Annotated in this window: 26 protein-coding genes; all 26 read left to right on the top strand. The window is 52.0% G+C overall.

Going from position 1 to position 20029, the window contains the following annotated elements:
- Nucleotides 1-4 precede the first annotated feature (4 nt).
- The 26 genes from LVE68_RS08010 (at nucleotide 5) to LVE68_RS07885 (ending at nucleotide 19959) form a co-directional block, all read left to right on the top strand.
- Nucleotides 5-1159 carry a tetratricopeptide repeat protein gene (locus LVE68_RS08010; RefSeq protein ID WP_233006505.1) on the top strand — a complete coding sequence of 385 codons (1155 nt, stop codon included), beginning with the start codon at nucleotides 5-7 and terminating at the stop codon, nucleotides 1157-1159.
- On the top strand, nucleotides 1156-1431 hold the full coding sequence (locus tag LVE68_RS08005) for a flagellar biosynthetic protein FliQ (RefSeq protein ID WP_233006504.1): 276 nt from the start codon (nucleotides 1156-1158) through the stop codon (nucleotides 1429-1431). The genes LVE68_RS08010 and LVE68_RS08005 overlap by 4 nt, the downstream gene beginning before the upstream one ends.
- Nucleotides 1432-1442: 11 nt before the next feature.
- The gene (locus LVE68_RS08000) at nucleotides 1443-2204 is read left to right on the top strand and encodes a flagellar biosynthetic protein FliR (protein ID WP_233006503.1); all 762 of its coding nucleotides are present in this window, start codon (nucleotides 1443-1445) and stop codon (nucleotides 2202-2204) included.
- Nucleotides 2204-3280, top strand: a complete 1077-nt coding sequence (locus LVE68_RS07995; RefSeq protein ID WP_233006502.1) for an EscU/YscU/HrcU family type III secretion system export apparatus switch protein — start codon at nucleotides 2204-2206, stop codon at nucleotides 3278-3280. Before LVE68_RS08000 ends, LVE68_RS07995 begins: the two co-directional genes overlap by 1 nt.
- A gap of 1 nt (nucleotide 3281) precedes the next feature.
- Entirely contained in the window at nucleotides 3282-5306 is a 2025-nt protein-coding gene (gene flhA / locus LVE68_RS07990; RefSeq protein WP_233006501.1) for a flagellar biosynthesis protein FlhA, read from the top strand.
- A gap of 13 nt (nucleotides 5307-5319) precedes the next feature.
- Entirely contained in the window at nucleotides 5320-6021 is a 702-nt protein-coding gene (locus LVE68_RS07985; protein WP_233006500.1) for a flagellar hook-basal body protein, read from the top strand.
- An 8-nt stretch (nucleotides 6022-6029) separates the two neighbouring features.
- Nucleotides 6030-6806 (top strand): flagellar basal-body rod protein FlgG, encoded by a 777-nt coding sequence (gene flgG, locus LVE68_RS07980; protein ID WP_233006499.1) that lies wholly within the window; start codon nucleotides 6030-6032, stop codon nucleotides 6804-6806.
- Nucleotides 6807-6865: 59 nt separating this feature from the next.
- Complete coding sequence (flgA, locus tag LVE68_RS07975; RefSeq protein ID WP_233006498.1) at nucleotides 6866-7762, top strand: flagellar basal body P-ring formation chaperone FlgA; 897 nt, start codon at nucleotides 6866-6868, stop codon at nucleotides 7760-7762.
- A complete protein-coding gene (locus LVE68_RS07970; protein WP_233006497.1) occupies nucleotides 7752-8384 on the top strand; it encodes a flagellar basal body L-ring protein FlgH in 633 nt (210 codons plus the stop codon). The genes flgA and LVE68_RS07970 overlap by 11 nt, the downstream gene beginning before the upstream one ends.
- Nucleotides 8372-9520 carry a flagellar basal body P-ring protein FlgI gene (locus LVE68_RS07965; RefSeq protein WP_233006496.1) on the top strand — a complete coding sequence of 383 codons (1149 nt, stop codon included), beginning with the start codon at nucleotides 8372-8374 and terminating at the stop codon, nucleotides 9518-9520. Before LVE68_RS07970 ends, LVE68_RS07965 begins: the two co-directional genes overlap by 13 nt.
- Before the next feature lie 13 nt (nucleotides 9521-9533).
- A complete protein-coding gene (locus LVE68_RS07960; RefSeq protein WP_233006495.1) occupies nucleotides 9534-9920 on the top strand; it encodes a flagellar basal body rod protein FlgB in 387 nt (128 codons plus the stop codon).
- Between the two features lies 1 nt (nucleotide 9921).
- Complete coding sequence (gene flgC, locus LVE68_RS07955; RefSeq protein ID WP_233006494.1) at nucleotides 9922-10356, top strand: flagellar basal body rod protein FlgC; 435 nt, start codon at nucleotides 9922-9924, stop codon at nucleotides 10354-10356.
- 4 nt (nucleotides 10357-10360) lie between these two features.
- Entirely contained in the window at nucleotides 10361-10651 is a 291-nt protein-coding gene (gene fliE, locus LVE68_RS07950; RefSeq protein ID WP_233006493.1) for a flagellar hook-basal body complex protein FliE, read from the top strand.
- A gap of 23 nt (nucleotides 10652-10674) precedes the next feature.
- Nucleotides 10675-12009: a flagellar basal-body MS-ring/collar protein FliF gene (gene fliF / locus LVE68_RS07945; RefSeq protein ID WP_233006492.1), complete on the top strand. Its 1335-nt coding sequence runs from the start codon at nucleotides 10675-10677 to the stop codon at nucleotides 12007-12009.
- A gap of 151 nt (nucleotides 12010-12160) precedes the next feature.
- Nucleotides 12161-12349, top strand: coding sequence for a hypothetical protein (locus LVE68_RS07940; RefSeq protein ID WP_233006491.1), 189 nt, complete (start codon nucleotides 12161-12163; stop codon nucleotides 12347-12349).
- A 91-nt stretch (nucleotides 12350-12440) separates the two neighbouring features.
- Nucleotides 12441-13064: a hypothetical protein gene (locus tag LVE68_RS07935; protein ID WP_233006490.1), complete on the top strand. Its 624-nt coding sequence runs from the start codon at nucleotides 12441-12443 to the stop codon at nucleotides 13062-13064.
- Nucleotides 13057-14364: a FliI/YscN family ATPase gene (locus tag LVE68_RS07930; RefSeq protein ID WP_233006489.1), complete on the top strand. Its 1308-nt coding sequence runs from the start codon at nucleotides 13057-13059 to the stop codon at nucleotides 14362-14364. The genes LVE68_RS07935 and LVE68_RS07930 overlap by 8 nt, the downstream gene beginning before the upstream one ends.
- The gene (locus LVE68_RS07925) at nucleotides 14361-14816 is read left to right on the top strand and encodes a hypothetical protein (RefSeq protein WP_233006488.1); all 456 of its coding nucleotides are present in this window, start codon (nucleotides 14361-14363) and stop codon (nucleotides 14814-14816) included. The genes LVE68_RS07930 and LVE68_RS07925 overlap by 4 nt, the downstream gene beginning before the upstream one ends.
- On the top strand, nucleotides 14803-15396 hold the full coding sequence (locus tag LVE68_RS07920) for a hypothetical protein (protein ID WP_233006487.1): 594 nt from the start codon (nucleotides 14803-14805) through the stop codon (nucleotides 15394-15396). The genes LVE68_RS07925 and LVE68_RS07920 overlap by 14 nt, the downstream gene beginning before the upstream one ends.
- A 23-nt stretch (nucleotides 15397-15419) precedes the next feature.
- A complete protein-coding gene (locus LVE68_RS07915) occupies nucleotides 15420-15833 on the top strand; it encodes a flagellar hook assembly protein FlgD (RefSeq protein ID WP_237062874.1) in 414 nt (137 codons plus the stop codon).
- A gap of 2 nt (nucleotides 15834-15835) precedes the next feature.
- On the top strand, nucleotides 15836-17041 hold the full coding sequence (gene flgF, locus LVE68_RS07910) for a flagellar basal-body rod protein FlgF (protein ID WP_233006485.1): 1206 nt from the start codon (nucleotides 15836-15838) through the stop codon (nucleotides 17039-17041).
- Nucleotides 17038-17799, top strand: a complete 762-nt coding sequence (locus LVE68_RS07905; RefSeq protein ID WP_233006484.1) for a FliM/FliN family flagellar motor switch protein — start codon at nucleotides 17038-17040, stop codon at nucleotides 17797-17799. The genes flgF and LVE68_RS07905 overlap by 4 nt, the downstream gene beginning before the upstream one ends.
- 19 nt (nucleotides 17800-17818) lie before the next feature.
- On the top strand, nucleotides 17819-18133 hold the full coding sequence (locus LVE68_RS07900; protein ID WP_233006483.1) for a FliM/FliN family flagellar motor switch protein: 315 nt from the start codon (nucleotides 17819-17821) through the stop codon (nucleotides 18131-18133).
- A gap of 21 nt (nucleotides 18134-18154) precedes the next feature.
- On the top strand, nucleotides 18155-18511 hold the full coding sequence (locus LVE68_RS07895) for a hypothetical protein (RefSeq protein WP_233006482.1): 357 nt from the start codon (nucleotides 18155-18157) through the stop codon (nucleotides 18509-18511).
- Nucleotides 18512-18519: 8 nt separating this feature from the next.
- Nucleotides 18520-19239 (top strand): flagellar type III secretion system pore protein FliP, encoded by a 720-nt coding sequence (gene fliP / locus LVE68_RS07890; RefSeq protein WP_233006481.1) that lies wholly within the window; start codon nucleotides 18520-18522, stop codon nucleotides 19237-19239.
- Nucleotides 19240-19248: 9 nt separating this feature from the next.
- Complete coding sequence (locus LVE68_RS07885; RefSeq protein WP_233006480.1) at nucleotides 19249-19959, top strand: sigma-70 family RNA polymerase sigma factor; 711 nt, start codon at nucleotides 19249-19251, stop codon at nucleotides 19957-19959.
- The last annotated feature ends 70 nt before the right edge of the window (nucleotides 19960-20029 follow it).

The raw sequence follows: 20029 nt of genomic DNA, 5'->3' as shown, positions 1-20029 counted from the left end.
GAAAATGAATAATGTAAACGAAAAAATTTCCCAGTATCTCGGCTACCTGAAGCTGGATCCGGGTAATAGCATCCTGTGTGTACAGCTGGGCGACCTGTATCACAAGCTGGGGGACCTGGCGGAAGCGCGTAAGTATTTTTCCCAGGCACTTGAGCAGGAGCCCGAGAACAGTATCCACCATTCCAGGATGGGGAATGTCTGTCTTTCTGAACATAAATTTGAAGAAGCCATCAAATACTTTGAGGATGCACTAAAAATCGCTGATGAGGATCCAGGCCTCACGTACAACCTTGGTCTTGCGAAGTTTTACGCAAAGCAATTTGAAGAGGCCCTGTTGGCTTTTGAATCGCTGCAGGGCCAGTTGCAGGATTTACCCGACCTTGGCTTCTACCTTGTTTCAAGCCTGCACAACCTGGGCAGGAAGAAAGATGCCATTACCCAGGCGGAAGAGCTGCTCGTTAAAGCCCCTAGTAATAAGCTCCGTGGTTATCTTTCCCTTATTAGAATGGATGACTTCGATATGGCCGCCGCCGTCAGGGATGCGAATGAGGTCCTTATCAGCGATCCCGAGAATGTCGATGCTGCCACCGTGCTTGGAAACCACGCCATCGAAGAGCAGGAAATCACAAAAGCGAAAAAGCTGTTTGAGCTTGTGGCCGCGCGAGAGCCGGATAGTCCCCGGGGCTGGCAGGGTAAAGGGCTTGTCGCCTTGTTGGATAAGGACCTCGACTCAGCAGAGCACTATTTTCGGAAAACACTTGAGATCGACCCCCACCAGGTAGGTAATTACAACACACTGGGATGGACCTACATTGTCAAGCACGACTTCCAGCGCGCTGAAGGGATTTTCCGCAAGGGTGTGGAGGCAAACAGGAATAACTCTGAAGTTCACGGTGGCCTGGCTGTAGCCCTGGTGTTCCAGAATAAGCTGGATGAGGGGCGTCGCGAGGCAGATACGGCGCTGAAACTCAATAAGTTTTCCTTCGGTGCTATTTATGCAAAGAGCATCATGCTGAAATTAAAAGGCAAGGATAAGGTCGCCTCGAAAGTACTGGGGGGCATGCTGGATCAACCGCTGGGGGATGGAAAAGCTTCCCTGATGGATCACTTGAGAAAGTACGAGAGCCGAAATGGCGGCGAGACTGATAAGACGCTATGAGTGAAGACCTGGCTGTCTCGCTGCTTTCCCAGATGCTATGGGTTGCGATTAAGGTATCGGTGCCTGTTCTTGGTTTGACCCTGATTGTTGGTCTTGTTGTCAGCATTTTCCAGGTGGTCACCCAGCTTCAGGAAATGTCGTTAACATTTATTCCCAAGTTGTTGGTCGCAGGCTTGGCACTCATTGCTTTCGGCGGCTGGATAATTTCGCAGATAACGACATTTGCTGGTGGCCTTATCGGGCGTATACCAGAGATCCTGCAGGGACTCTAAGGTACTCGGCGATGGCTTTTCAATTTTCGAGTGAGTGGCTGCTGTCTGTATTGCTGGTTGCAACAAGGTTGTCACCACTTGTTTTCTTTAGCCCATTGTTTTCATTAAGTAAGGTCCCAGCCAGGATATCTGTGCTGCTTATTATTATTGCTGCAGTCGGTATATCGCCATTGATCAATACCGGTGGCATTGCGGGGATCGAGACAGCCGTTGAACTGGCTGTATTTGTCATGGGCGAGGTTGCCATCGGGCTACTGATGGCGTTCGGGGTGTTCGCCGCTTTCGCAGTGTTCAGCTTCGGGGGTAGGCTTCTGGATATGCAAATGGGTTTTGGTGTTGCCGCCGCAGTGGATCCGGCCAGCGGTGCGCAGTCACCTTTGATTGGTACTGCAATCCTCTCAACGGCGGTGCTGGTGTTCTTTCTTGCTGATTACCACCACGTTTTCCTGAAAGCCTTTATTTACAGCTTTTCGAGCTTACCCCTGGGGGGAGGGCTCGCAGGAATAAGTGGTAATGCTGTGATAGCGCAATTTGGCCTAATGTTTACATTAGGACTAATTCTTGTAGCGCCAGTGGTGGTGGTCCTGCTATTCCTGGATGTTTCCATGGCATTAGCAGCAAGGTCGATGCCACAAATTAATATGTTCATGCTGAGCATACCTATAAAAATCCTCGTCGGCCTCGTACTTTTGGCATTGCTTGCAGCAACCTTCGGGGAAATTTTTACCCAGGCCTATGAGTCGATATTTCGTTACTGGGGAGCGTTAGTCTAATGGCCTCGGATGAACAGGAACAGGACCGATCGGAACCGGCAACGCCTTACAAGCTTGAGCAGGCCAGGCAGCGTGGCCAGGTGGCAAAAAGTATAGAAGTCAATGCCTGGGTTATTCTCGCAATTTGTACGTTGGTCGTATTCGGTCTCTTTGACACGTTGGTAAGAAACTACCTGCACGCAAGTCGGTTCTATCTTGCCAACGCGGGAAGTATTCCGCTCAACGGAAATAATGCCGTTCTTTTGTTAGAAAAAGTATTTGATGACTTGACTTTTGTCTTTGCGCCAATAATTGCCGCAATTGTAATTGCCGCCATCTCAGCCAGTTTTATACAGATCGGGCCGGTCTTCAGTTTGCATCCGCTGAAGCCGGATTTTAAACGGCTGAATCCCGCTGAAGGATTCAAGCGGATTTTCAATAAAAAAATAATTTACGAGCTGATAAAGACCTCGATAAAAATTTCAATTGTTGCGGCCCTGGTTTGGACTGCCGCAGCCATGACCATCGACCAGATTTTTCAGCTCAGGGGCGCTGGCATAGGGCACCAGCTGCAAGAGCTATCAGGTATTGGTTTTATATGGGTCGCCATGGTGCTGTCTGGCCTGGGGGCAATCGCGATCGTTGACCTGGCGTATACGCGATGGGAATACAAGGACAATATGCGTATGAGCCGCCGCGAGATAAAGGAGGAGGTCAAGCGGCGTGACGGGGACCCGAAAGTCAAGGCAAAGATAAAGGAGCTTCAACGTGAAGCGGCGAAAAAGGGGCAATCCCTTGCGAATATCCCGGATTCGGATGTGTTAATCACAAACCCGACGCATATCAGTATCGCTATAAGGTATGACCGAGAAGTAATGCCCGCACCGATTGTTACTGCCAAGGGTGCTGGTGATCTTGCACTGAAGATGCGTATTAAGGCGTCGCAATCGGGAGTGCCAATAATTGAAAATAAGCAATTGGCGAGGTTGCTGTATCGTGAAAGCCAGCTGCAGGACTCGATCCCGCCGGAAACATTTCCCGACGTCGCAAAGATCCTTGTGGATGTAATAAGAAAGAAGGCAGAGGTGAAGAAGTAGGATGAAATGGAATAAAAGCCTTCTTTCAGGACACAGTGACCTGATGCTGGTGTTGGCAATGGTGGGGATCCTTATGGTCCTTTTTACGCCAATACCCGCAGTGTTGCTCGATTTTCTGCTGGTACTCAATATTGCATTCGCACTACTGATCCTTCTGCTGACCTTTTATGTAGAGAAGCCGACGAAATTCTCTACATTTCCCTCTTTGCTCCTGATGGCAACCCTCTTCAGGCTTTCCCTGAATATTGCTGCTACACGGCTAATTCTTGATGATGCCGATGCAGGGCAGGTAATCGGTGCCATCGGCGAGCATGTCGTATCAGGGAACTATGTGATTGGCCTGATCGTATTCCTCGTCCTTATCGTCGTGCAATATGTAGTTGTGACCAACGGTGCGCAGCGGGTGGCCGAAGTCTCGGCGCGCTTCACCCTGGACAGTATGCCAGGCAAGCAAATGAGCATTGATGCTGATCTCAATATCGGGTTGATCGACGAGCATGAGGCAAAGCGCCGTCGTGAAGAGATTGAGAAAGAGAGCAATTTCTACGGATCCATGGACGGTGCCAGTAAGTTTGTAAAGGGAGATGCAATCGCCGGAATTATTATCATACTGATCGATATTATTGGCGGGCTGACCATCGGTATCGCGCAAAAGGGTATGTCCTGGTCAGAAGCACTGCAGACCTTCACGCTACTGACTGTGGGTGATGGGATCGTGACCCAGATTCCAGCGCTGATAATCTCTACAGGCACGGGAATAATCGTTACCCGGGCCACCTCAGATGCGTCCCTGTCACAGGAGATCAGTCGCCAGATTACCTCTTTCCCCAAGATTCTGGTGTTGATTGGGCTGGCACTACTTTTAATACTGTTTCTTCCTGGTCTGCCGGCACTACCAGTATTAACAGCCCTCGCTATCGTTGGAGCGCTGACATACTTTGCCATTACCAAGGGCAAGGTGTCTGTTACAGATGAGCCAGAGAATGAGGCTGAAGAGCCAGACGTATACCAGTCACTCGGGGTGGATCCACTGGTAATCGAGATTGGCCCGGGCCTTACGGAGGCTTTCACCGATGGCGGATCCTTTAATGAGCGAATTGCCAGCTATCGAAAGAAAAGTGCCCGAGAAACTGGCTTTGTGATTCCATCAGTAAAAGTCATGGATGGCGAAGGCCTCACGGAGACGGAGTACCAGATATTGGTAAATGACGTCCCGATTTCTTCCGGACACCTACATCTGGATAAATTGCTGGCCATCAACCCCGGTGATGCCGGTGAAGAGATAGAGGGAATAGAAACCAAAGAACCGACGTACGGTTTGCCGGCACGCTGGATTGATGAAGGCTCGCTACAGCTGGCCGAGTTAAACGGTTATACGATTGTCGATCCGGTTACTGTCTTGATCACCCACTTGAGTGAGATTCTGAAAAGTAGTGCGTCGGAGCTGTTAACGCGAAAAGAGGTCGAGCAACTCGTCAATCAGCTACGGCCCGATTATACAAGCGTGATCGACGAGCTGATTCCATCCCTGATGACCATGACAGATGTCCAGAAGGTGTTGCAAACCCTGCTTTCTGAACATGTTTCAATCAGGAACATGCCGATGATTCTTGAAGTTCTTGTAGACAAAGCTCGTATTAGCAAGGACACATCCTACCTTGCCGACCAGGTCAGGGAGCGGCTGGCTGGGCAGATATGTCGCCAGTTGGCTAATGACCAGAACGACTTGTATGTGATGGTCCTGGATCCGGCTGTTGAAAAAACCATCAATGAGTCGTTGCAGAGAATCCAGGAAGGTCGTGCACCGATGGACCCGAAATTCTCAGAGCAGCTATTAAAGCGTATTGCCGGCAATGTTGAAAAAATGATGTCTGCGAATATCAATCCGGTTTTGCTCTGTAATCACGGCATTCGTTCGTACCTGAGAGACTTCTCGTCCAAGGCAATACCGCAGCTGTCAGTATTGTCGATGAACGAAGTAAGTAAGAATGTGCAATTAAAATCTTTTGGTGTAGTCACCGTTTGAGGATGCAGTAACGATGGATAGTGTACTGGCAATCGCTGAGGCAAATATTTCTGCGCGCATGGAGCAGATCTCAGTAAGTAGTAATAATGTGGCGAATATGAGCACCACGGGGTATAGGAGCTCATTATTGGTAGAACCTTCTTTTGAGCGCGCCTATACAGAGGCCCAGGGTTCTATCCATAAAGGCCACTATACGCACGTGGATTTTACGCCAGGTAACATCCGTACTACTGGACGATCACTGGACTTTGCCCTCGCCGGTGACGGGTTCTTCAAGCTCGATACAACTTCAGGAACCTACCTGACCCGAAACGGCCAATTCAATATTGCAGAGGGTGGCCAGCTGGTCGGGGCCAATGGCTGGCCTGTGAGCCTTGTAGGGCAGCAGGCTCCGCTGGATCGCGATATTGAAGTGCGACAGGACGGCAGGATATTCAGTAAAGGTGAAGAGGTGGCCCGCTTCGATATCGTTATCTCTGATGGCAGCCAGATGGAGGAGGTCGCTCCAGGGCTATATAAGGTTGGGGAGTCTGGAGTGGAGGGGCACGAAAATCCGCAACTGATCCAGTCGCACCTGGAGGCATCTAACGTCAACATGCTACATGAAATGCAGAAAATGATGTCCGCGGTCCGGAGTATTGAAAGCTCACAAAAGATACTCCGGAATTACGATGCGCTTATGGATACTGCAATTACCACTCTGGGTGAATTCTAGGAAAGATCATGATTGATTCATTTTTCATCGCAGCAACAGGCATGCATGCACAACAGAAGCAGATTGACTCGGTGTCGAATAACCTCGCCAATCTGAACACGCATAGCTACAAGAAAAGCCACGTAGCATTTGAATCACTGATGGCCACCCAATTAGAAAAGTCCTTTCATGCGCCTTATGTAAGGGAAGTTACGGTAAAAGGGGTGGGAGTGTCCGCTGTCAAGCAGAACACGGATTTCAGTGCTGGCGAGATGATACAGACAGGGCGGGCGCTTGACGTGGCTATCAATGGCGAGGGCTTTTTCGAAGTCCAGTTGCCGGATGGTAGCTATGCCTATACCCGAAACGGTCATTTTGAGGTGAATAGCGAAGGGGTTCTCGTAACCTCTGGCGGGGCAATGGTAAGCCCGGGCACCGAGATCCCATTCGATGCAACTGACGTTGTCATTGGCGGAGATGGCGCGGTACAGGTGAAATATGCGAATGCACAGGAATTTGTCCAGGTGGGAAGCCTGGAGATTGCCCGTTTCGAAAATGAGTCAACCCTGGTTCCAATTGGTAGCAGCATGTACCTGAAAACAGAGCAGTCAGGAGACCCTGTTTTCTCCCGACCTGATGAGTTTGGTGCAGGAAAAGTTCGCCAGGGATACCTCGAAAGCTCAAATGTTGAAATGGTTGAAGAGATTACAACGATGATGGTTGCGCAGAGGGCATACCAGGCAAACTCACGGGTACTGCAAATGTCAGACCAGGTCCTGGAAATTATCAATAACCTGAAAAGCTAAAGCTGATGCTGGCAGCGCATTTGCTTAGCCTGATTCTCTCTGTCGGGTCGTCTTCAGTCATGACAATTGACCTTAAGACCACTGTGGTTATTGAGTCGGCCTACCCCGTTCTCGGGGACCTCGCTGTAATCTCGCAGAAAACAGCAGGCAGTGATGCTTTAGATCTCGCGGGTGTACCTATCGGTGGTCCACTACTACCTGGGCGGAAATACAGATATAGCAGGGCAGAGGTGGAATATCACCTGAGACAGGCTGGAGTTGATCTATCAGGTATTGAATGGGGTGGCCCAGCTCGGGTGACGGTGAATCGTAAGCTGGGCCAGCTGGGTGCCCACCGACTCGAGCAGCGAGTCAAGGAAGAAGTGGCTGCAAGATTCGCGGTACCTTTGGAGAGCCTTGAGATATCTATCGATGATGGCTTCTCGATTGGCGTTCCAGATGGAGAATTTGGTCTGGATGTGCAGATAGAACAGTCAGCCCCAGCCAAGCAGATGTCGGCTCTTATTGCAGTCACATCAGCCGGAAGGTTGATACGGAAGGACAGAGTAAGGTTCTGTGTTTCTCTGTGGAAGCTGGCCATCACAGCAGCAACAGATATTCGCAGTAATACGGAGATCTCTCATAGCCTGGTTTCCAGGGAGTCTGTAGATGTACTGACCGCAAGAGGGGAGGTGGTTGAGTCACTGAGCGAATTGGCGGGAACAAGGGTGGTACGGCCGGTGCGTGCTGGACAGCCGATTGCCCTGGTCGATATAGAGCCGGTCCCTGCTGTACTGAAAAGTCGTGAAGTAGAAGTGATATATGCCAGCGGGAAGATAGCGATAAAAATGAAAGGGATGGCTCTTGAGGATGGGATTATAGGTGAAACTGTAATGGTCTCCATCCCGACATCAGATACACCTGTGACCATAAAAGTGACAGGAGAAAAACAGGGGAGGATAGAAAATGGCGTATGACGCAGGCAAAAAAGGTGTTTTATGCCTCATTCTGATGCTGGCGCCCGGGTTGGTTCTCGCAAATGGGGGACCTGGCTTTGAGGCCGAGCCAGAGGAAGAGTATCCCGAAGAGACCGGATCGCTCTATTCGGAAGAGACATATCAGTCCCTTGTCGAGGATCATCGCGCAAGATTTCTGGGTGATACGCTTACCGTGCTCATCCACGAGGCTGCAAGTGCAACAAGCAAAGCCGATACGGACACTGAAAAGAACTCCAAGATATCTGTCAGGGCCTCTGATACTCATAATACAGTTGGCGGTGACTTTCGGGGTTCCTCCGAGTTTGATGGTGGAGGTGTAGAACGGCGATCCGGGGAAGTGATCGGCAAGATCAGTACGACTGTTGAGGCAATCTTGCCCAACGGTGAACTCTTTGTGCGCGGCCAGCAGGTGATTTCGCTGAACAATGAAGCCCAGACGATTTTCGTCGAGGGACGGGTACGCCCAGAAGATATATCTGCCGATAACACCATTCTTTCTACACGACTGGCAGATTCAAATATCAAATTCCAGGGGGATGGTCTGCTCTCACGTAAAGAAACCCCTGGCCTGATATCTAGAGCGCTGGAGTGGCTATTTTAATGCGGTACGTTTATTCCTTTCTGAAGATTGCCGTGTTGATTTTCCTTGGGACCGGCTATTCATTGCATGTGAGTGCCGAAAGCGTTCGCCTGAAGGAGCTGGCCCGCCTCAAGGCCGATCGCGCGAATATGCTCGTTGGTTACGGTGTTGTGACTGGCCTGGCAGGCACCGGGGATAGCTACAATAACCGGCTTACCAAGCAGTCTATTAGCAACCTGGTCGAGAACCTTGGTCTCAATATCGATTCCCGAGACCTGAGGGCCAGGAACGTAGCTGCAGTAATGATCACGGCCTCGCTTCCTCCGTTCGCCCAGCCGGGTTCCAGTATTGACGTGACCGTAAGCTCTATGGGGGATGCGCGCTCCCTGCTCGGCGGAACACTCGTAACGACACCTCTGCTTGGTCCAGATCAAAGGATTTATGCCCTAGCACAGGGAGCTCTCTCGATCGGTGGTTATCGGTATGACCTCAACGGCAACCTTGTGCAGAAGAATCATCCGACCACAGGGACAATCGCCAATGGCGGTATTATTGAGCGTGCAGTTGCCAATGGACCAAGCGGGCGGGACAAGAGACTCACGTATGTCCTGAACACTCCTGACATTACAACTATCAGCCGAATTGTCGATACAGTGAACAGCCGGTTTGGTGGTGAGTTTGCAGCCGTGGTTGGTCCTGGCACATTCGAAGTCTATCCGCCACAGCAGGGTAATAATGGTCTGTACCAGTTCCTGGCGAAACTGGAGTCATTGACGATTAACCCGGATATCAGGGCGAGAGTTGTTCTCAATGAGCGCACGGGCACAGTGATTGCTGGTGGGGATGTCAGGATTTCACCTACCACTATTACACACGGCGATATGGTCGTCTCAATAAGCACAGATTTTTACGTATCCCAGCCAAATGTGTACTTCGGTCGAAATAATCTCCCGAATGTAAGCACTGAGGTGGTGCCGGATACGGAGATAAATGTAATAGAAGAAGAGTCCGTAATGATCAATATGCCAGAGGAAAGTAATGTGGCAGAGCTGGTTACTGCGTTGAGAAAAGTCAATGCCAGCAGCAGGGATATCATTACTGTATTACAGGGACTCAAGGCTGCCGGTGCGCTGCATGCGGAACTGGTGATTCAATAAGGGAGTTAGAAAAATGATAGATGAGTTATCAGGCTCAACATCTGCGCTGGTAAAGGTAATGTTGGATGCCAATCTGCAGTCCCAACGCTTATCTGCCAACAATATCGCAAATGTGAATAGTCGTGGATACAGCCCTATGGCCGTGGATTTTACCAGGCTCTACCAGGACGCGGAGGCCATCCTGCTTGGCAAGGGAGAGTCATCGGTCAATGAGCTGAATGCGGTCAAGGGGGCAGTCGGCTCAAGGGAATATACCCTGACACAGAATTCTGAAGTGTCTCTGGATATGGAGATGGTTCGTTTGAACCAGGCGGTAGTCCAATACCAGACATTACTTAAGGCGTTGGGAAAATATGGTGGCCTGGTGAAGATGGCCATTAACGGTGAGCAGGCGAAGTAAAATGAGCTATCTGGCAGTTTTTGATATCAGTGCTTCAGGCATGAGCATTGAGAAGTCACGTCTTGAGCTTGTCGCGACCAATCTCGCAAATGCGAATAAAACGCTGCCGGCGAGTGAGGCGCCATACAGTGCAAAGAGCCTGGTTTCTACTGCGGCATCAGCGTCATCCTTCTCCAGGGAGCTTGATGCGGCCGGACAGGTTCCGGCATACGGTGTTGAGCAAGCCATGATTCTCCAGAGCACAGAGCAGCACCGGGTCAGCTATGAACCGGCTCACCCTCACGCGGATAAGGATGGTTTCGTGAAGTACTCAAATGTTGACCTGCTTACGGAGATGATGTCGATGATGCGCTCTGTGCGGGCCTATGAGGCCAATGTAAAGGCGGTAAACGCCTATAAGGCCATGGTCCAGCAGGCATTGGAAATAGGAAGCTAAAACTATGGCGATAGAACCGATCAGTGAAATCGGCATTGAATCACTTGTCCCCTCAAGGCTGCAGCATTCTGAATCTGAAAACTTTTCATCCTGGTTTACCCAGCAACTGGGTGACCTCGATAACCAGATACAGAAATCCGAGGCGGCCCTGGAGGATCTGGCGTTGGGTAAGGCAGAGAACGTCCATGATGTTATGTTCGAGCTGGAAAAGAGTCGCACAGCGTTTCAGTTGACGTTACAAGTTCGTAACAAGGTGCTCGAGGGTTACCAGGAAATTATGCGAATGCAGGTTTAAGCCTGCATTTATAGGGGTTATTGATGAAGTTTTTAGAGGGAAAGCCGCTACTGTTTGGCGGCATCGCATTGATCGTGGTATTCCTGGTGGTTGCCTCGTACTGGATACTTTCCTCCGGTGAAGAGGTTCTGTTCAGGGAGCTCGCCCCAGAGGAGGTGGATAAGGTTTCCGCCGAGTTGAGCGTACGGTCGATAGAGCACAGTATTGACAGGGCCCAGGGCACAATCAGTGTGGCCAAGGCGGACCTGTCTCGTGCGAAGGAGACCGTAATGAACAGTGGCAATGCCTTTCGTGAAATCATTGGTTTCGAACTGTTCAATGAGTCAGATTTCGGCATCACCGATTTTGCCCAGAGGGTGAACTACCAGAGGGCATTGGAGGGTGAGCTATCCAGGACAATCGGTTCTCTAGATGATATCCGGCATGCCCGTGTTCATCTTGTGCTCCCGGAAAAGAAGCTCTTCTCTGAAGACGAGGAGAAAGTATCGGCCTCAATTACGGTATATCTCGATCCCGGAAAGGAAATCAGTGCTTCCCAGGTGGCAGGCATCAAGAAGCTGGTTGAGTCCTCGGTTCCCAAGATATTGCCCCAGGATATCTCCATTGTTGATCAGTCAGGCCGGGTACTTGAGGGCGGAGTGTCTAGCGGGGATGGTGTGGTTGGCGGCCAGCTACGCGAGAAGATCCGTACCGAAAAGTATTTGCAGGGCAAACTGTCGAATATTCTGGACGGAAGCCTTGGGCCGTCCAGCTATGTTGCCCATGTCGACGTATCTCTAGTGATGAATAATCGGACTGTCCAGACAGAGCGGTTGATATCGCCAGGGGACGGTGCCGGAATAAAGAAGATCAGGGAGACCGAAAGCCGCGGGGCGGGCGAGGATCAGGGCAGCCGTGACAAGTCCAGGGAGGTCAGTTACGAGTATGGCCGGGAAATCAGTAATACCGAGTACGCGGGATACGACATCGCGCGGGTGAGTGTAGGGGTAGTCATCGATACAGGGCTTGAGGGTGTGAAGACGGATGACGTCCGGGATCTTGTCTCTTCGGTTCTGGGTATGAAGCCGGACCGCGGTGACACAGTTACCGTGATCAGGAACAACATTGCACTCAAAAAAGCATTTGATAAATACAATCAACAACCGCTACCAGAGGCCCCTGAACAGGACCGGCCGGAACCCTCTCTCGCGGTTCCCTCACAGTATATCCTGATCGCAATCGCACTGTTGCTGGGTCTTGGTGCCATCCTTATGGCAGGCAGGATGATTACAGAGCGTTCCAGGGTACGCAGGGTTTCTAGGCAGCTTCAGCAATGGGCTGAGCTCCCCAGTAATGTGGTGGAATACAGTGATAGATGAGAAGCAATTGGCGATAGATATCTTTCTCCTGCCTCGAAGAAAGCGCGAGAAAATGCTATCCGGCCTACCGGAATCACGCAGGGAGATCCTTGAGAGCTATTTCGCCAAATTTAAGGCCGCAGCTGACGATAAGCCAGAGCACGGAAAGCCCATGTTACCGGTAGACTTCAGCAGGTCGTCTATGGTGGCCGAGCAGTTGCCAGGTGGCTCCGCGGCACTTATCCGTCGTGTGGACAGGCTCCTGGCAGGCGATGACCAGGCTTTTCCAGAAGCCCTTGGAAAAGCGCTGCAGGACTACTGTCGCTCCTCCAATGAGGTGAAGAATGCCAACCAGCGTTAAGAGAAAGCTTCTTGGTGCCCTGTCCGAGGGAGATGTTACTCATGCACCAGAAACAGCATCAGCTGAGTCTGTTGCCCCTCCTGCGGAGAACATGGAAGAGATAAAGTCGCGCATGCACCAGATGGATGCAGAAATTTTGCGCTTGCGTGAAGAGCTGGCCCGGAGTAGGGCCGCGGCAGAGCAGCTCCAGGAATCTCTTGCAAGAGCCGATGAGGATGCTTACCAGGCGGCGATGGAAAGAGGTCGTGCAGATGGTGTGAAAGCCTATGAAGACAAGATCCAGGAGATTGAGTCTCGCCATGGCAGGGGGCTGGAGGAATTGATGCAGCTGGTTTCCTCCGCGATGCAAGAAGAGCGCCAGTTTATTCAGCAGAATATTGCCGATACCGTTGCCGTATCGGTAGCCAGGATCATTGGAGAGAGCCGAATCAACCCGAATTACCTGGCTGACAGCATCTGCAAAGTTGTTGAGGAGCTTCGCAGTCGAGGTAGAGCGGAGGTTATCCTGGGAGAGAAACTCCATAGTGCGCTCTCGAGGAGCCGTGCGACCTTCGAACGGGTTTCCCAGCTCGCATCTATCAGCTGCAAGCCTGAGCTGGAGCCCTTTGGAATCCTGGTTGACGTTGAGGATGAAGTAGTCGATGCCGGCTATGAGTCCCAGGTTCGCAAGGTCCACCAGCTGATCTCTGACTATCTGGGCTCGCGCAATGCTTGAGGAACTCAACCTCCGGATTCAATCCGCAAACTTGCTCGAGTCATACGGCAAGGTTGAGGAGTTTGTGGGCCTCAGTGTCAAGGCAAAAGTCCGGGATGCCTTTTACGGCGAGGTATGCACTATCTCCAGTAGCCGGGGCCATAGCCTGGATGCGGAGGTAAAGGGGTTTCGGGATGGCAAGGTCGTCCTTCTGCCCTATGGGGATCTTACGGGGCTAACCCCTGGCTGTTTTGTCAGGAGAACGCACTCTGTTCTCCAGGTCCCTGTCAGCGATGCCATGCTTGGCCGTGTACTTGATGGAATGGCGAGACCTATAGACAGTGGGCAGCCCGTTAGTAAAGGCTCAAGCAGGCCGCTTCGGGCCGGTTCTTTGTCGCCTATGGATCGGGGCCGTATCAATACCGTGCTGGAGACCGGGGTCAAGGCCGTTGACAGTATGCTCACGATCGGTGAGGGCCAGAGGATTGGTGTCTTCGCCGGAGCAGGTGTAGGGAAGTCCTCTCTCCTGGGTATGCTAACCAGTGGTGTAGATGCTGACATTACGGTAATTGCCCTGATTGGGGAGCGCGGCAGGGAGGTCAAGGATTTCCTCGAGGAGGTTATTACTCCCGAACAGCGCCAGAGAACGGTAATTATTGCCGCGACTGCGGATGAGCCGGCAGTTATGCGGGTGAATGCGGCTTTTACGGCGATGGCTATCTGTGAGTTCTTTCGCGATCAGGGTAAGCGGGTATTCCTCGCTATGGATTCGCTGACAAGGCTGGCAATGGCGCAACGGGAAGTCGGCCTGGCAGTCGGTGAGCCCCCCACTGCCAGGGGTTACACCCCCTCGGTGTTTGCCTTGCTTCCTGAACTGGTAGAGCGCGCCGGCAAGAAAGAGGGTGCCGGAAGTATCACTGGGGTGTACACCTTGCTGGTCGAAAACGAGGAGGCTGAGGATCCGGTGGCTGAGTGTGCCCGAGCCATACTGGATGGCCATATCGTGCTTAATCGCTCAATTGCGAATGAAGGGCGATATCCTGCGATTGACTATCTCTCAAGTATCAGCCGACTGGCAGGAAAGCTTCAGTCCCCACGTGAGCAGCAGCTTTGTAGAAAATCACGGAGTCTTATCAAGGCATATATTGAGGGGAAAGAATTAATCGGCTTGGGCGCCTACCAGGAAGGGCAGAATGCCGAGGTTGACCAGGCACTCGATCAGGTGCCAAAGCTGTATGCGCTTTTCCGGCAGGATGGAAGTGCAGATATGGATCGTGCCGGCGTTTACCTGCAGATGGCCAAGATCATGGGTGAAGCATGAGTGAACTGGCCCAGCTGAATAGTCTGCTGAAAATCAGTCGCGCGGAGATCGGGCAGATCATGGCAGATATTGCAGAGTTAAATTCCTCTATAGACCGGTTGGTGGCGGAGGATGCCCAGGCAGGGAAGGACATCTCCGCTGCCGAGTTGGCGTATCGGGCGATACTCAGGGACGACCTGACGACGTTCAAGCTAGAACAGCTATCCCTGATACGGGAAAGAGTTGTGTATTTCGAGGCCCGCCAGGTACAGCTTCGTACCCAGTTGAAGGAATTGCGTGAACGCGCTGACTCACTAAAGGCCTCGGTTCAGGCTCGCGATGGAAAATGTAAGCGATATGAAGAGCGAATCGCAGAATTGAGAAGGGATATTGGACGACGTAATGAAAGACGGCGTGATCGTCTCTGTGAAGAGCACATCCTGACAAAGTGGGCTGCCTATGAAGGTCGTTGATTTGCCAACTACGGCTAACGTTGCGGGCGCCAACCTGGGGTCGAACAAAAGGGATCTTGGCTGGGAAAAAGAGTTCCTGCAACAGCAGTCACGTTATTCCGGTGGGGACTCCAGGGGCGGTGTCGAAAACCGCACAGCTGATAAGACGGAGGTGGCGGCAACAACTGGTCGCCATCGACCCCCGGCCCCAGCGGGCAAGGTGGCGGAGCTGGCGCGGCAGCCCGGGCCGCTGGCCCGGCAGGGGCATGGCCTGCCCTCACCGGGGGAGAAGATGGCAATTGGTGCCTATAAACAGCTTGGTGCGCTCGGTTCCCGCCCTGAGGGGCAGCGTTTGGTGCAAAGTACGCTGAGCCGGTTGGGCACGCCCAATTTACCGCGGGCTTCCGGTCTCCAAACCTATCTGGCACGTCTCAGGGGACACCTGGTGGTGGATAGTAAGGGGGGCGTATCAATCTGGATCGGAAAAAAACTGGACGGTAACGAGAAGAAAGCAGTCATTGAGTACGTCAAGGCTGCGCTTCGGGAAAACGGGCTGGTGCTCAGGCAGTTAACTGTGGCCGGGGCGGTCGAGAAAGTTTAATAAATACAAAGGTGGGCAAGTAAATGGATATAGGCACGCTAGGGGCAGTAAATTCTACCTCCACACAGCAGCAACAGACTGCAACTGTGAACCAGGAGGACCTGTTCAACATCCTCCTGACACAGCTGAACTACCAGGACCCGCTTGAGCCGATCGATAATGCCGAGTTTATTTCCCAGCTGGCGCAATTTACCAGCCTGGAGCAGGCGCGCCAGACTAACGAGAGTATCCAGTCTCTGATCAAGATTGAAGCGGCAAACCAGGCGATCGGCATCCTCAGCAGGACGGTCGAGGTGGCAACTGAAACCAGTCGGGAGCTGGGGGATGTAATTTCCGTAAATTTCAATTCCGGGTCACCAGTTCTAACCATTGAGACCTCGGATGGCCGTTTCTTGACCGACATCCCTCTTTCCCAGGTACAGGCAGTAGGTAGCTAACTATGTTGAGTACTGTTTTTTCCAGCCTTGCAGGCTTGCAGACGTTCAGTAAGGGCCTTGACGTTATCAGCGGGAACGTGGCCAATGTGAATACACCAGGATACAAGGGTAACCAGGCGGTCTTTGCCGATGTTTACTATGGCTACCAGTACTCCGATGGTGACCGCCCATACCTGGAGAATGGCATTACCGGCGCAGGTTCCGAGGTTATCCAGACCACAATCAATTTTTCGCAGGGCGACCTGCGGGATACCGGTAATGACACCGACCTGGCGATCGATGGCGAAGGGTTCTTTATCCTGGAAGAGGATGGCAAACGTTTCTACTCCAGGTTTGGGCAATTTTCATTTGATAACGACGATTACCTGGTGTCGCCTTCGGGAGCGAAGGTGATGGCTCTCGATGACGCCGGGAACCTGGTGCCCCTGAGCCTTGATGGCTTGAAAACCATGCCGGCAAGGCCAACAGAAAACCTCACTTTCCTGGGCAACCTGTCACTGGGTTCAACCCAGCACGTGATTTCGGATGTCGAGGTGATCGACTCGCTGGGCTCTACACAGGTGCTGACCCTGACGTTTCGCAACAATAACGCGAATACACCCAGGAGCTGGTTTGTAGACGTTCGTGATGCTGATAACAACCTGGTGGCATCGGACCTGGAGATACGCTTCCAGGATAACGGGTCCCCGGCCGACGGCTTCAATACGGTGTCGTTCGACTTCCAGCCCCAGGATCGGGCCAACCAGAATATCACCCTCAATTTTGGCGATGTTGGGTCATTCGCTTTTGCCACCTCCTTCTCGGGCGCATCAGCCTCCGACCTGGCGCTTGAGGATAATGACGGCTACCAGCAGGGAGCCCTGCTTGGACTGTCCTTCAATGAGGATGGTGTGCTGGAAGCAAACTACAGCAATGAGGAAACCCAGCAGGGCCAGCAGATCGCTCTTGCACACATCCATGACAAGCAGGCGCTTACCCAGCTGGGCCAAGGGCTATTCGAGGCCAATCCACAGCAAACAATCGAGATCGGGCAGCCAAACCAGGATATCTATGGCCTGGTACTCGGGCAGAAACTCGAGGCATCCAATGTTGAGCTGTCCCAGCAGTTTACGGACATGGTCGTGGTTCAGCGCGGCTACCAGGCATCCTCGCAGATGCTGACAGCGGTTAACGAGATGATGCAGCAGTTGCTGGAGGCATCCAAGTGACGATCGTGACAGACGTTATTCGTGATTTCGAGTTTGTCGGTAGCCAGCGTCTAAAACGACTGCGCGCAGAACTTGAGCCCCGTCTCGAGGCCTTTGAGGCGGGATGGTGGCATGGCGTAAATACCCTGAAGCTTGTGGATGTGTGCGAGTTCTACACAGAGTCGTCCCTTTACCATGACTATCGTATTTTCAGGAATATTCGCTTCGGTGATGAAAATATCATCTTTGTTGGTGATTCGGCGGTCTGGCACGAACTGTTTTCCTCACTTTTTGAAGGTGAGTCGCTGGAGAGCGATGAACTGGAGCATCACATACTGCAACGGCTGTGCCAGGATTTCTGCCGCCGAATGGTGCCTGATGCGGATGGTGAAAGCATCAGTGTCGACGACCATGACGAGTCGGTAAACCGGTATGGAAGCGGTTGCGTTGCACTTGAAATGGACGTCCGCGGCATCCCGGTCTCGGTACTGCTAACACGTGGAATATGGAAGGGGCTGCTTGGGCCTGTGAAAACTGAACCCAGCAAAGGCGTCCAGCCGTTAAACAGTGCGGTGGGTCCCCAGAATACGTTGCTCCGGGCATATTTCAAAGCCAGTGATATTCCATGTGAATCAGTAATGGATTTGAAGCCTGGTGACTTTATCCCGTTGGGCCAGGATTTTACCGGCGTGGTCAGCGTGTCTTGTGGCTCGCAGCCAGACCTGTTTGCGGCTGTCCTGGGTAAAACGGATGAAAACCGGGCTATTAAAATTACGTAACAGTTGAGAGGTAGTTGTTGTGGAAACTTTGGATGTGGAACTTCAGGAATTGACGCAGGACAGTGAGGGCGCGACCGTTGTTCCTCCATCAGTGGATATGATCCGGCATGTGCAAGTCGAGCTTCGCGTCTCCGTCGGTAGTGCCCGTATATCCGTGGAGGAGCTGTTTAACCTGAAAAAAGGAGAACTTCTTTCCCTGGATAAAAAGGTTGATGAGCCCGTGGATGTATTTGTTAACGGTGCATTGGTTGCCAGGGGTGTATTGGCCTCGCAGGGCGATTCACTGGGTGTCAGGATTACCGAGATTGATAATGCCAACAAAGCGGTATCCTGACAGGCATAAGGAGTCCCAGTGGTGAAATGTCGGGCAAATGGACTGCGGTTTGCAGCCGTGCTGTTAGTTTCCAATAGCCCTGTTGCTATGGCCCAGGCAGGGACTGATTTCCTTGTCTGGACCTTTGCCAAGGCGCTGCTTTCGGTGCTGGTGCTTCTGGGCCTGACTTTTGTTGCCCTAAAGGCCTATGTTCACTGGCGGGGGCAGGGCAGTAGTACTGGCGGTAACACTGCCGAAATAGGCCTGCAAGAGCGAAAGCGTGTCAGTAATAGCCTTACGCTGTATTCAATTTCCTGGAAAGGCAAGGAATACCTGGTAGCGGAAATGGGGAACAACCTCACCGTAGTAGATAAAACAGAAAAAGATGTAGAAGCATGAGGTCATTGTTGTTCATTCTCCTGGCTCTTTTGCCAGGGATTGTTGCCGCTGCCGATGTGTCATTCCCTGGTGTTGATATCCAGTTTGATGATGGGGGCGCGGATCTAAGCCTGGCGCTGAAGATTCTGCTGGGTATGACGGTGCTTAGCCTTGCGCCGGGCATCCTGATAGTCATGACCTCCTTCACCCGTATCATCCTGGTGCTGGCTATGTTGCGGCATGCGTTGGGCATGCAGCAGACACCGCCAAATATGGTGCTGGTCAGTCTTGCGCTGATACTCACCCTGTTCAGCATGAAGCCTGTCATCGAGGAGATTAACAGTCAGGCATACCAACCCTATACAAATGAGGAAATCGGCTCCGAAGCCGCCCTTGATCGGGGCGTGCAGCCCCTGCGGAGCTTCATGCTGCGGCAGACCAGGGAAGAAGACCTTGAGTTGATCTACGAGATAATGGCCGACGACCCTCCTGGCAAGGTTGATGATGTGGAACTCTCTGCACTGGTGCCCGCATTCCTCCTCAGCGAACTCAGGACCGCGTTCCAGATTGGCTTTATCATTTTTATCCCATTTCTGCTTGTGGATATTGTTGTGGCCAGCATGTTGATGTCACTGGGTATGATGATGGTCCCGCCGATGATGATTTCGCTTCCTATCAAGATCCTGGTGTTTGTCCTGATTGATGGCTGGAGTCTCGTAACCCTGTCATTGATGAACAGTTTTGTGTAGAGCGCGCCAATGGCAGGGATGCTCGATAGTTCCAGTCAAGAAGCAGCACTGTGGGATTCGTTCTCAGAGGGTGACCGTTCCGCAAGGGAAAAGTTGATTCTCATGCATCGCGGTCTCGCTGCGAAGATTGCGGGTAAATTTTATGCGGGCCGGATTGTCGATACGGTCTCATACGAGGATTACCTGCAGTTTGCCCTGCTCGGGCTGATTGAGGCTCTCGACCGCTTCGATATCCGCGAAGGGGTAAAGTTTTCGACGTTTGCCGGTTACCGGATTCGGGGTGCAATCCTTAACGGGCTCCCGAAAATGACCGAAAGCGCGAGCCAGTACGAGTTCTATAAAAGGGCCATGGAAGAAAGGAACGAATCGCTGATAGGTAATGGCGATGTCGATTTCGCAGGCTTTGTCGATGCGATCCTGAACCTGGCAGTGGGATTCCAGCTGGATGCAATCATGGCGGGTGAGCAGGCCCGTGACCATGGTGACCCCTATGCCAGCCATCATTACGACCAGCTTTTGCGCAGTATTTCAACGCTGGTGAAAAAATTGCCTGCCAAGCAGTATATGGTAGTGCGTGGTCACTATTTTGAATTCAAGTCCTTTTCCGATATCGGCCAGGAGCTGCAACTTTCCAAAGGGCGAATCTCCCAAATCCACAAGGAGGCCCTGACTCGCCTTCGTGAACTTCTCCGACAGCGGGACCATGTAAGCCTCGTCTAGCCCGCAGCCATTCACCTTGCCATTCCCTCGATAAAGCCAATCCAGTGCCCTGTGCTGTTCAGGACGTGTC

The organism is Microbulbifer sp. YPW16 (assembly GCF_021290385.1).
Taxonomy (GTDB): Bacteria; Pseudomonadota; Gammaproteobacteria; order Pseudomonadales; family Cellvibrionaceae; genus Microbulbifer; species Microbulbifer zhoushanensis.
The sequence above is the reverse complement of the archived record's forward strand: the minus strand, read 5'-3'. Positions and strand labels throughout refer to the sequence as shown.